Here is a 12,387-nt window from a genome sequence, read left to right as displayed (position 1 = left end):
GCAGGCTCCTGAGCGGCTGGCTGCCACGCTGGCGCGGCCGGTTGTACGGGCTCCTGAGCGGCTGACTGCCATGCTGGCGCGGCCGGTTGTACGGGCTCCTGAGCGGCTGACTGCCATGCTGGCGCCGCCGGTTGTGCAGACTCCTGAGCGGCTGGCTGCCATGCTGGCGTGGCCGGTTGCGCAGGCTCCTGAGCGGCTGGCTGCCACGCTGGCGCGGCCGGTTGTACGGGCTCCTGAGCGGCTGACTGCCATGCTGGTGCAGCCTGTTTTACAGGTTCCTGAGGCTGGCTGTGCTGCTGCCACTGCGCAGCGGGCCTGCTCTGTTGATTTTCAGGCGGCAGCGTAAACAGCGGTTCGCCTGCGCCATCATCAACCAAATCTTCTTTAGGCGAGAAATCAAATGCGCCACCGGTATCCAGCGTGGAGGCAGGTGCGCTTTGCTGCGGCTGTCCATAACGCTGGCTTTGCTGTCCGGCAAACTGACGGGCAAGCTCGGCCTGATGACGCGCTTCCTCTTCATCTTCCTCAGCGCTTTCTGCTACAGGCGCGCTGTTTGCTGCGCTATCAGGCGCAGCGTAACGCGCCTGCTGCTGAGCGGCAAAAGCGTCGCGCAGATGGCTTTCATCCTGGCCCGGCTCTTCCGCCCCTGTTGGCGCAGAAGCCTGAAGACGCTGCTCCTCTTCTTTCGCTTTTTCTTCCGCTATACGCTGCGAAGGCAGCTTAATACCATAGGAAGCCAGCTCGCGACGCGTCGGCAGCTTAACCGGATTCGGCCGCGGCAAAGCGGGGCCAATACCCTGCTTGACCTGCGGATTAGCCGGAGCCGCCTCGCTGGTGGCGCTGAAGCCTGGCATAAACGCCGTGGGGGCGGCGGCAGACTGCGCCGCGCTGGCCAGATCCTGTGCGACCTGCTGCGGCTGAGCCGGCTGCGTCGTAGAGAAATCGAAAGGTGAGGCATCCGCTTCCCGCCAGTTGCCCATGCGGGGAGCATCATCTTCATCAGCGACAGGAACCGATGGCGCAGGCGTTTCCGCCGGCATCTCGAAGCGATAAAGTTCAGGCTCTGCCGCTGCTGACGGCGTGGAAACCTGTGCAGCAGGCTCGGCCTGTTGCTGAGCGCTCCCGGGCGCTACAGTAACCGTGGAAGCCGGCGTTGCGGTAACTGCGGACGCTACCGGCGCCACAGGTGCTGCCGTGGAAACCGTCTGTGCAGCGGCAGCGGCTGCCGTCGGGGCTGCCGCAGGCTTGCTCAGCAGCGGATCGTTGTCGTCCTCTTCGGCCGTTGCCGGCACTGCCAGCAGGATATCGTCTTCATCATCGTAGCGGGCACGCTGCTTCGGAACCGGTTTTTCATCCGGCTCATCGTCATAATCATCATATCTGTATTCGTCACTGCGCGAACGCCCGCTGGCGAAAGTCAGCACGCCCATGACAGCCGCGCCAATTTTTTCAGCGATGGTCAGCCAGGACCAGCCGGTATAAAGCGTCAGACCGGCCGCCCACACGCACAGCAGCGTCAGGGTGCCGCCTGCGGCGTTAAACCATGGCGCCATCGCATTGCTGAGCAGGCTGCCAATTACGCCGCCGGAAGCAAAATACCAGATATCGTCAGCGTTTAGCGCCGCCAGGCCGCATGATGTGACCACGAGCGCCAGTACGCCGATCAGGCGCAGCGCCACGGCAAAGTAATCAATGTAATCCTGCGAATGCCGCTGGCGGAAAGTGATCCAGCATAGTCCCAGGATAACCGCAGGAATGGCGTAGGCCATCACGCCAAAAATGAAGAACAACGTATCTGCCAGCCATGCGCCAATGCCGCCGCCCAAATTATGGATGGGTTCATGCCAGGCAGTTTGCGACCAGCTGGGATCGGAGGGGTTAAAGCTCAACAGCGCCACCATCAAATAGACGGCAAAAAGCGCCACAACAATCAGTAACGCTTCAAGCAGGCGACGACCGCTGCTCAGCGACTGTAGGGAAACATCTTTATCTTCTGTATATTCCTGGCTCAAGAGTACTCTCCAGGTGCCTGTAAACAATGGAGGCAACAGCGTCGGGCAGGCCCGACGCTGAAACTGTATGAATTCACAGGAGTGTACCGAAACCTATCAGGTTTTGCACCTGCCCTGTGTTACCGCGTCTTAATGACTAAGCGGTTACTTTGTTTCACTTCTTCCATGACCACATAGGTCCGCGTATCGTTTACGCCGGGCAGGCGCAGCAGGGTTTCACCCAGCAATTTACGGTAGGCGGACATATCCGGCACGCGCGTTTTCAACAGGTAGTCGAAATCGCCTGAAACGAGGTGACACTCTTGAGTTTCCTCAAGTTTTTGCACTGCGGCGTTAAATTGTTCAAACACGTCGGGCGCGCCACGATTCAGAGTAATCTCAACAAATACCAGCAGCGAGGCATCCAGATAGTGCGGATTCAGCTGGGCGGTATAGCCAAGGATAAACCCCTGTCTTTCAAGACGACGAACGCGCTCAAGGCATGGTGTAGGTGATAAACCTACGCGTTTGGAAAGCTCGACGTTAGAGATACGTCCATCCTTTTGCAGTTCGTTAAGGATATTACGATCGATTCTGTCGAGATCTTTTCCAGGCCGTTTTTTATTGTCTACCATTATTATTGTCTCTCTTAATGCCTTCCCTTTGCCTGCCACACCCTGAACGAAATCATTATCGCAGGGTTGTTCTAAGTGAAGTCTGGAGCCTGTTGCGGTGTTATCACGCCCATCCGTATGACGCATGTTGTCTGTCCACACCATGCGTCATGACCAATGACAGACTGAGTTTATTGAGCCGGATGTCCCAAAACAGGAAAAATCTGTCTTGTAAGCTCAAATGTCCTCTGCTTCCCCCACTGTTTTCGCAAAAGCACAGCCGATTGTCAAAGTAAAACAACCAAAATCAGTACAACATGCCAGATGTTGCGCTGCATGACTGTTTTATAATGAAAAAATTTACTCATTGCACCATTTTACAGCGCGTTTCGCCCTGCTTTGGCGCAGTGGTGCCGTTGCTCCCTAAGGGAAATCGGTTAAACCTTTTGCAACCATCGCTAACAAAATCGCAGAACGCTTTTGTTGCCGACCTAAATTCCCTACAATCGCAACATAGTTGGCAGCTAAATAATGAGGGTCTCATGAGCACGGCCAGACACAGTAAATTACTTATCTTAGGTTCCGGCCCCGCTGGATACACGGCGGCTGTTTACGCAGCGCGCGCTAATCTCAACCCCGTGCTGATCACCGGGCTTGAAAAAGGCGGCCAGCTGACCACCACCACGGATGTGGAAAACTGGCCCGGCGACCCGCACGATCTGACCGGTCCGGGTCTGATGGAACGCATGCATGAACATGCGGTAAAATTTAATACCGAAATTATCTTCGATCATATTCACAGCGTTGATTTACAGCATCGCCCTTTCCGTTTGATCGGCGACAGCGGTGAATACACGGCAGATGCGTTGATTATTGCTACTGGCGCCTCCGCTCGCTACCTTGGCCTGCCTTCTGAAGAAGCGTTTAAAGGCCGCGGCGTTTCAGCCTGCGCAACCTGTGACGGCTTTTTCTACCGTAATCAGAAGGTAGCCGTGATCGGCGGCGGCAATACGGCCGTAGAAGAAGCGCTGTATCTGGCGAATATTGCGTCGGAAGTGCATCTGATCCACCGTCGCGACAGCTTCCGCGCAGAGAAAATCCTTATCGATCGCCTGATGGAAAAAGTACGCAACGGCAATATCGTGCTGCATACCAACCAGACGCTGGACGAGGTCATGGGCGATCAGATGGGCGTCAGCTCGCTGCGCCTGCGCTCCACGCTGGACGAGTCGCAGCAGGAACTGAGCGTTGCCGGTCTGTTTGTCGCTATCGGCCACAGCCCGAATACGGCGATTTTTAAAGATCAGCTGGATCTGGAAAACGGCTACATCAAAGTGCAGTCAGGCCTGCACGGTAATGCAACGCAAACCAGCATTCCGGGCGTGTTCGCCGCAGGTGACGTTATGGATCATACCTATCGTCAGGCGATTACCTCTGCCGGCACCGGCTGTATGGCCGCGCTGGATGCGGAACGCTATCTGGATGGTTTAGTTAAAGAATCTCAGTAATCGTTACTGCTTTGATGCGATCTCAGTAAAGGCGACCTGTTAAGGTCGCCTTTTTATTTTCTGCGCTGTACCATTGCTCGCGATTACCCTTACTAAGGGCATGGCATTGCAATTTTACCTGCCCCAACGCGCGGCATATTGGTACAGCATGGATAAATTCCGACAGCAACAGCTCCTTTCCTGGCTAAAAAAACAGCGTATCTACGGCAATTTCTGGTTCAGACTATCGCTGCTAATCGGCATGGTCGGCGCGCTGCTTATTGTTTACCAGGCCTGGCTATTGGCCACGCTGCTGCAAGGTCTGATCGTTGATCATCTTTCTCGCGATGCGCTTCTTCCGCAATTTATTCTGCTGCTTTCCTGTTTTGTGCTGCGCGGCGTATTGCTGTGGCTGCGTGAGCTGGCCGGGTTCGCTTCGGGCCGGGCCATCCGGGAGAAACTGCGCCGCGATATTCTGGACAAGCTGACTAAGGCTGGCCCCGCCGTTATCCAGGGTCAGGCTGTCGGAAGCTGGACCACGCTTTTGCTGGAGCAAATTGATAACCTTCAGGATTACTACGCGCGTTATTTGCCGCAAACGCTGCTGGCCGCGCTCATCCCCTGCCTGATCCTTGCTGTTCTGTTTCCCGTAAACTGGGTGGCAGCGCTGATCCTGCTGCTGACGGCCCCGCTTATTCCGCTGTTTATGGCGCTTGCCGGCATGGGCGCGGCCGACGCTAACCGGCGTAATTTTCAGGCCCTTGCACGGCTCGGCGGCTATTTTCTCGACCGCCTTCAGGGCATGGAAACGCTGCGGCTGTTTAATCAGGCCGACGCGGAAACCGATCGTATTCGCACCGCTTCGGCCAGCTTTCGTCAACGAACCATGGAAGTACTGCGGCTGGCCTTTCTCTCCTCCGCCGTACTGGAGTTTTTTGCTGCCGTTTCTGTAGCAGTGGTGGCGGTCTATTTTGGTTTTTCCTACCTCGGCGAGCTGAACTTCGGCCATTACGGCACCGGCATCACGCTTTTTGCCGGCTTTCTGTCGCTTATCCTTGCGCCGGAATTTTTTCAACCGCTCAGAGAGCTGGGCACGTTTTATCATGCCAAAGCGCAGGCTACAGGCGCCGCTGACGCGCTGGAAAAATTCCTGACAGCGGAACTGCTTCAGGCATCATCCGGCACGCTGACGCCCAACGTTGAGCAAGGTATGACGCTTACCGCCGCTGATTTGCGGATTATGACGCACGAGGGGATAGAGCTTGTCGGGCCGCTCAATTTTACCCTTAGCGCAGGGAAAAGAGTGGCGCTGATTGGGCGAAGCGGCGCGGGCAAAACCTCTTTGCTGAACGTCCTGGCCGGGTATTTGCCCTATCAGGGATCGTTGAAAATAAACGATACGGAGCTGCGTGATATCCTGCCGTCCTGGTGGCAACAGCAGCTTGCCTGGGTGGGACAGAACCCACATTTACCTGCGCAGACCGTACGCGAAAATATTGTTGCGCATGGCGAGGGCGATCCGCTCAGGTTACAGCAGGTTTGCGAGCTGGCTGGCGTGGACGAGTTTCTGGCGCGCCTGCCTGAAGGCCTGGAAAGCGCGGTCGGCGAACAGGCGGCGGCCCTCTCCGTAGGGCAGGCGCAGCGCATCGCTGTGGCGAGAGCGCTTTACAAGCCTTGTCGACTGCTGCTGCTGGACGAGCCTGATGCCAGCCTTGACGGCCCGGCTGGCGAGCACGTAAACCGGGCGCTGCTGGCCGCCTCTTTCAATCAGACCACGTTGTTTATTACCCATCGGCTCGATCGCTTAGCGGAGTGGGATGAAGTCTGGCTGCTCCAGGCGGGAGAAATCGTCCAGCAGGGCAGTAAAGCGCAGCTGCTGCAACGGCCCGGCCCCTTTAAAGCGCTGGTTGAGGAGGCGCAGGCATGAAGCTAATCCGACCCTGGCTTGCGCTTTTGCGCCCGCACGCTCCGCGCCTGATGCTGGGCATTTTGCTGGCGGTCGTGACGCTGCTGGCGAGCATCGCGTTGCTGACGCTTTCCGGTTGGTTTCTTGCGGCCTGCTCGCTGGCGGGCGCCGCCGGGCTTTACAGTTTTAACTATATGCTTCCTGCGGCTGGCGTAAGAGGTGCCGCAATTTTACGCACCGTCGCTCGCTATGCGGAAAGGCTGGTCAGCCATGACGGTACTTTTCGTATTCTGGAAGATTTACGCGTGTTCACTTTTAATAAATTGATCCCGCTTTCGCCCGGCGCGCTGGCTCGTTTCCAGCGGGGCGACCTTCTGAATCGGCTGGTAGCCGATGTGGATACGCTCGATCACCTTTATCTGCGCCTGCTCTCTCCCCTACTCGGCGCGCTTGTCGCGATTGTGACGGTAACGCTTCTGCTCGGCTCGCTGAACTGGCCGCTGGCGCTGATGTTGGGCGGTATCATGCTGGCGACGCTGCTGCTGCTGCCGCCAATCTTTTACCGCCTGGGACGGAAAGAAGGCGAAGCGCTGGCGCACCTGCGCGCCCTGTATCGTAGCCAGCTGACGGGATGGCTGCAAAGCCAGGCGGAGATGCGAATTTATGGCGGCGTGCAGCGCTTTCGCGCCCGGCTTGATAACACGGAAGCGCGTTGGCTGGGCGCTCAGCGCTTCCGCGCCCGTCTTACCGGCTTATCGCAGGGATTGCTGACGATTATTACCGGCGCGACGGCCGTTTTACTGCTCTGGTCAGCCTCAGCGCTGTTTCATGACGCCACGCTCGCTCTGTTCCTGTTTTGCGCGCTGGCGGCCTTCGAAGCCCTGGCTCCGGTTGGCGGTGCCTTTCTGCATCTGGGCGAAGTCTTCGCCTCTGCCCGTCGCGTTAATGAAGTGATTCTGCAAAATCCGGCCGTGAACTTTCCGGCTGAGCAGGGCAAAAGCCCTGCCGGTATCCGACTAAAGCTGCATGATGTCAGCTTCAGCTATAACGAAGGTTTTCCCGTGCTGCGCTCGATCTCCCTGGACATTGCGCAAGGTGAACACGTTGCGCTGCTGGGCAGCAGCGGCTGCGGTAAATCCACGCTGCTTCAGCTGCTCACCCGCGCATGGGATCCGACAAACGGCGAAATCCGGTTAAACGATCGTCCGCTGGCCGCGTGGGATGAAGCCACATTACGCAGGGCTACCGGCGTTGTGACGCAGCGCGTGCATCTGTTTAACGCCACGTTACGCGATAATTTATTGCTGGCCGCGCCGCATCGCCATGACGACGAGCTGCTCGCCATGCTGCGAAAAGTCGGGCTGACAACGCTGATTAACGCTGAAGGCCTCGATGCCTGGCTGGGCGAAGGCGGCCGTCAGCTGTCGGGCGGCGAGCGGCGTCGGCTGGGGCTGGCCCGCGCGCTGTTGCACGACGGCCCTTTACTGCTGCTCGACGAGCCGACGGAAGGGCTGGACACCCACACCGAACGGCAGATCCTTACCCTGCTGCGGGAAGCCGCCCGCGGCAAAACGATGATCGTGGTCACGCATCGTCCGCAGGGGCTACGCCATTTCGACAAAATTTGCCTTATGGAAAGCGGCACCGTGGTCGAACAGGGAACGCACGTCGAATTAATCTCAAAACGCAGCCGTTACAGCGCTTTCCTGCAGCGGATTACGGTATAGTCATAGCCTTCTCGCATTACTGAGACAGTGACTATGCGCCTGATGCAGCTCTCAAGAGAATCACTTAATTTTCCACCGCCGGAGATGGCGCTGCGTGAACCGAACGGCCTGCTGGCGATGGGCGGCGATTTAAGTCTGCCCCGCCTGCTCAGCGCCTATCAGCGCGGGATTTTTCCCTGGTTTTCGCCAGGCGATCCTATCTTATGGTGGTCGCCGGATCCGCGCGCGGTACTGTGGCCGGAAAAGTTTCACCTTAGCCGCAGCATGAAGCGTTTTCATCAGCGATCGCCCTATCGCGTGACGCTGAATCAAAGCTTTAGCGAAGTAGTGGAAGGCTGCGCCAGCGATCGTCAGGAAGGCACCTGGATCACGCCCGCCGTGAAGCACGCCTGGCAGCAGCTGTTTGATGCTGGCGAAGCGCAATCCATCGAGGTCTGGCACGACAAAGAACTGGTTGGCGGTATGTACGGCCTGGCGCTGGGACAGATTTTTTGCGGCGAATCGATGTTCAGCCGCTGTGAAAATGCCTCAAAAACGGCACTGCTGGTTTTCAGCCGCTATTTTCTACAGCAGGGCGGCAGGCTGATCGATTGTCAGGTGCTGAATCCCCATACCGCTTCGCTTGGCGCCGAAGAGATGTCCCGCGCTGACTATCTTAAACAGCTTGATTTGCTGGCCAAACAGCCGCTTCCGCCCGAATGCTGGCGTCAGCAGACCCTTTTTTAAGACCGTACGGTGATGTTTTCCACGCAGACCAGGATAATAATGGTATAATATGAGAGCTTGGTATGCGTGTATAAGCCTTTTTGAAGACCGCACTTTCCCCCCGGTTTTGTACCAACTCTTGATTACGCGTTTCCGTGCGCTGCTTATGCCGCAGGGAGGCCGACGCTGGTGGAATCATCAGCTATTCTTTACATAACGTTCTTAAATCGGCATTATTTGCTGATTCGAGACAAAGGTTATAACACCCAGAGGATTTGATGGCCAAAGAAGATAATATTGAAATGCAGGGTAAGATAGTGGATTCATTACCTAACACTATGTACCGTGTTGAACTGGAAAATGGACACGTCATTACTGCGCATATCTCCGGTAAGATACGCAAAAACTATATCCGTATCTCAACGGGCGACCAGGTTACCGTAGAACTGACCCCATACGATCTGAACAAAGGTCGTATCACCTTCCGTATCCGCTAACCTACTTTACTGCAGATGCTGGCGCCTGATGCGCCGCACGGGTAAAAAAAAGGCCGAAGAATCTTCGGCCTTTAGTTTTTTTACGCCTAATGTACAGAGCCTTCCGTTTTGCGCTTTTCGGCGCTCACGAACTGGTAAGTCAGCTGGTTCTGCTCTTTGTCGAGCGCCACCGAAACCGACCCGCCGTCCACCAGGGAGCCAAACAGCAGCTCGTTCGCCAACGGTTTTTTCAGGTTTTCCTGCACCGTACGCGCCATTGGACGCGCGCCCATCGCTTTATCGTAGCCTTTTTCTGCCAGCCAGTTGCGCGCTTCGTCGCTGACTTCCAGCGAGACGCCTTTCGCATCCAGCTGCGCCTGCAGCTCAACGATAAACTTATCCACTACCTGATGGATAACCTCGCTGTCGAGGTGTTTGAACCAGATAATGTTATCCAGGCGGTTACGAAACTCTGGCGTAAAGATCTTTTTGATCTCTTCCATCGCATCGGTGCTGTTGTCCTGATGGATCAGACCAATAGATTTACGTTCGGTTTCACGTACGCCAGCGTTCGTGGTCATCACCAGCACCACGTTGCGGAAATCGGCTTTACGCCCGTTGTTATCGGTCAGCATCCCGTTATCCATCACCTGCAGCAGCAGGTTGAAGACGTCCGGATGCGCTTTCTCGATCTCATCAAGCAGCACCACGGCGTGCGGATGCTTGATCACCGCGTCCGTCAGCAGCCCGCCCTGATCGAAACCGACATAGCCCGGAGGCGCGCCGATCAGACGGCTGACGGTATGGCGTTCCATATATTCCGACATATCGAAACGCAGCAGCTCAATGCCCAGCGCTTTCGCCAGCTGTACGGTGACCTCTGTTTTACCCACGCCCGTAGGGCCGGCAAACAGGAAGGAACCGACAGGCTTGCGATCCTGTCCCAGACCGGCGCGGCTCATCTTGATCGCTTCGGTTAAGGCTTCGATAGCGTTGTCCTGACCAAACACCAGCATTTTCAGCCGGTCGCCGAGGGTTTTCAAAGTGTCGCGATCCGTGGCGGAAACGCTCTTCTCAGGAATACGCGCGATACGGGCAACCACGGATTCAATATCCGCCACGTTAACCGTTTTCTTGCGCTTGCTGACCGGCAGCAAACGTGCGCGCGCGCCCGCTTCGTCAATCACGTCAATCGCTTTATCCGGCAGATGACGGTCGTTGATATATTTCACCGCCAGCTCAACCGCTGCACGTACTGCTTTTGCGGTATAGCGGACGTCATGGTGCGCTTCATACTTCGGCTTGAGGCCGTTCAGGATCTGCACCGTTTCATCTACCGTAGGCTCGGTAATATCGATTTTCTGGAAACGACGCGCCAGCGCGCGATCTTTCTCAAAGATATTGCTGAATTCCTGATAGGTGGTGGACCCCATCACGCGAATTTTGCCGCTGGAAAGCAGCGGTTTGATCAGGTTGGCGGCATCTACCTGCCCGCCGGAAGCGGCACCGGCGCCGATGATAGTATGGATCTCATCGATAAACAGAATGCTGCTGTTATCCTGCTCAAGCTGTTTCAGCAGCGCCTTAAAGCGCTTCTCGAAATCGCCGCGGTATTTAGTACCGGCAAGCAGCGACCCGATATCCAGCGAGTAGATGGTGGCGTCTTTCATCACTTCAGGCACGTCGCCCTGCACGATACGCCACGCAAGCCCTTCGGCGATCGCGGTTTTACCCACGCCCGATTCGCCCACCAGCAGCGGATTGTTTTTCCGGCGGCGGCAGAGAACCTGAACGGTACGCTCCAGCTCTTTATCCCGCCCGATCAGCGGATCGATACCGCCTACGCGAGCAAGCTGGTTAAGATTGGTGGTGAAGTTTTCCATACGTTCCTCCCCGCCTGCCTGCTCTTCGTTAACAGGGTTTTCTGCGCCCGAAGCGGGCCCCTGCTCATCTTTGCGCGTGCCGTGAGAAATAAAATTAACCACGTCAAGGCGGCTGACTTCATGCTTGCGCAGCAGATAGGCAGCCTGGGATTCCTGTTCGCTGAAGATAGCGACCAGCACGTTAGCGCCCGCTACTTCACTGCGGCCGGATGACTGCACATGGAAAACGGCGCGCTGTAGAACGCGCTGAAAGCTGAGCGTAGGCTGTGTGTCGCGCTCTTCTTCGCTGACCGGCAACACCGGGGTTGTTTGTTCGATGAAGGCTTCGAGCTCCTGCCGCAGAGCCACAATATCCACCGTGCAGGCTTCAAGGGCCTCTCTTGCTGATGGGTTACTGAGCAACGCCAACAGCAGATGCTCGACGGTCATAAACTCATGTCGGTGCTCGCGCGCTCTGGCGAAAGCCATATTTAAACTGAGTTCCAGTTCTTGATTGAGCATAGGCACCTCCCCCATTAGATCGCCTTATTCAGGCTTTTTCCAGCGTACACAGCAACGGATGTCCGTTCTCCCTCGCATATTTATTGATATGCGCGACCTTGGTCTCCGCCACTTCGGCGGTAAAGACACCGCAGATTGCCTTTCCCTGGTAGTGAACCGTCAGCATCAGTTGCGTTGCACGTTCAACATCATAAGAAAAGAACTTTTGCAGTACGTCAATAACAAATTCCATAGGTGTATAATCGTCATTATTCAGAATAACTTTATACATCGAAGGCGGCTTGAGACCTTCGCGGAGTTTGTCTTCTGCAAGATGTTCAAAATTAAGCCAATCGTTAGTGTTTCCCATACGTACCCAATATGAAAACGTTGCCTGCCTGCATCAGACTAACACCCTTAAGCGTAAGTTTAGCACGCCCGAAATGCTGTCCGAAGCCGGTGAATTTTTGCACCAACCTGCAACTACGCGACCTTCATCACAAAAATAGCAATAGCGTTAACTGCTTCAAATTTTGATGAATTCATCCCGGCATCTCCTCTTCATTCGCTTGACGCCTGGTACGATTTCTCTACAGTACAGGCGTATGCTGGATGCGTTTTAACCAGCCTGGAGGCCAATGCCTCACTACCTCACCCATTTGAATGTCTTGCGAGGGATCCAAAAGCATGGAGACGGGTACTGTTAAATGGTTCAACAATGCCAAAGGCTTCGGCTTTATCTGTCCGGTCGGTGGCGGCGAAGATATCTTTGCTCATTATTCCACTATCCAGATGGATGGCTACCGAACGCTGAAAGCCGGGCAGCAGGTTCAGTTTGATGTGCACCAGGGGCCAAAAGGCAATCACGCCAGCCTGATTGTCCCCGTTAATGCCGAAGCGGCAGTTGCTGTCAGCGCCTGACCGCTTAGTGATATTCTGACCAACCTTGCAATAAAATGCCAGCCAGCGTCGCTGGCATTTTTATGGGCAACTTTTACCAACCTTAGTAAAGTGGCGCCGTCCTGTCATTTTTCAAGCCCCCTTTTTGCACGAAATTAATTTTCATCCTCGCTTCTTGCCCTCCGCCGCGTTTCAGCGCAGTAAATTTGCGTTAAATC

10 protein-coding genes are annotated in these 12,387 nt (G+C 55.8%); 6 read left to right on the top strand and 4 right to left on the bottom strand.

Annotated features, from left to right (window positions below; genetic code table 11):
* Positions 1-2,012, bottom strand: a 2,012-nt coding sequence (locus tag AB3U87_RS13815; protein ID WP_394149399.1) for a DNA translocase FtsK 4TM domain-containing protein, incomplete at its 3' end; no start/stop codon positions are given.
* Positions 2,013-2,131: 119 nt separating this feature from the next.
* Positions 2,132-2,626: a leucine-responsive transcriptional regulator Lrp gene (gene lrp / locus AB3U87_RS13810; RefSeq protein ID WP_006118610.1), complete on the bottom strand. Its 495-nt coding sequence runs from the start codon at positions 2,624-2,626 to the stop codon at positions 2,132-2,134.
* A gap of 521 nt (positions 2,627-3,147) precedes the next feature.
* On the opposite strand from lrp, the gene trxB reads away from it, so the two are divergent.
* The 5 genes from trxB to infA all read left to right on the top strand — a co-directional run bounded on the left by trxB (position 3,148) and on the right by infA (position 8,927).
* Positions 3,148-4,113: a thioredoxin-disulfide reductase gene (gene trxB, locus AB3U87_RS13805; RefSeq protein WP_125288736.1), complete on the top strand. Its 966-nt coding sequence runs from the start codon at positions 3,148-3,150 to the stop codon at positions 4,111-4,113.
* A 148-nt stretch (positions 4,114-4,261) separates the two neighbouring features.
* Positions 4,262-6,019, top strand: a complete 1,758-nt coding sequence (cydD, locus tag AB3U87_RS13800; RefSeq protein WP_394149397.1) for a heme ABC transporter permease/ATP-binding protein CydD — start codon at positions 4,262-4,264, stop codon at positions 6,017-6,019.
* Positions 6,016-7,725: a heme ABC transporter ATP-binding protein/permease CydC gene (gene cydC, locus AB3U87_RS13795; RefSeq protein WP_369894910.1), complete on the top strand. Its 1,710-nt coding sequence runs from the start codon at positions 6,016-6,018 to the stop codon at positions 7,723-7,725. The genes cydD and cydC overlap by 4 nt, the downstream gene beginning before the upstream one ends.
* A gap of 33 nt (positions 7,726-7,758) precedes the next feature.
* Positions 7,759-8,451 carry a leucyl/phenylalanyl-tRNA--protein transferase gene (gene aat / locus AB3U87_RS13790; protein ID WP_253454730.1) on the top strand — a complete coding sequence of 231 codons (693 nt, stop codon included), beginning with the start codon at positions 7,759-7,761 and terminating at the stop codon, positions 8,449-8,451.
* A gap of 257 nt (positions 8,452-8,708) precedes the next feature.
* Positions 8,709-8,927, top strand: coding sequence for a translation initiation factor IF-1 (infA, locus tag AB3U87_RS13785; protein ID WP_125288739.1), 219 nt, complete (start codon positions 8,709-8,711; stop codon positions 8,925-8,927).
* Between the two features lie 86 nt (positions 8,928-9,013).
* Here infA and clpA read toward each other — a convergent pair whose 3' ends face one another.
* Both clpA and clpS read right to left on the bottom strand, forming a co-directional pair.
* Entirely contained in the window at positions 9,014-11,290 is a 2,277-nt protein-coding gene (clpA, locus tag AB3U87_RS13780) for an ATP-dependent Clp protease ATP-binding subunit ClpA (RefSeq protein ID WP_125288740.1), read from the bottom strand.
* Between the two features lie 28 nt (positions 11,291-11,318).
* A complete protein-coding gene (gene clpS / locus AB3U87_RS13775; RefSeq protein WP_125288741.1) occupies positions 11,319-11,639 on the bottom strand; it encodes an ATP-dependent Clp protease adapter ClpS in 321 nt (106 codons plus the stop codon).
* Between the two features lie 317 nt (positions 11,640-11,956).
* Here clpS and cspD point away from each other — a divergent pair, with 317 nt between their 5' ends.
* Positions 11,957-12,190 (top strand): cold shock-like protein CspD, encoded by a 234-nt coding sequence (gene cspD / locus AB3U87_RS13770; protein WP_125288742.1) that lies wholly within the window; start codon positions 11,957-11,959, stop codon positions 12,188-12,190.
* Positions 12,191-12,387: the final 197 nt, after the last annotated feature.

The sequence above is a fragment of the Erwinia plantamica genome (assembly GCF_043420595.1).
In the GTDB taxonomy this organism is placed as follows: domain Bacteria; phylum Pseudomonadota; class Gammaproteobacteria; order Enterobacterales; family Enterobacteriaceae; genus Erwinia; species Erwinia aeris.
This window is presented reverse-complemented; position numbering and strand designations above follow the sequence as displayed.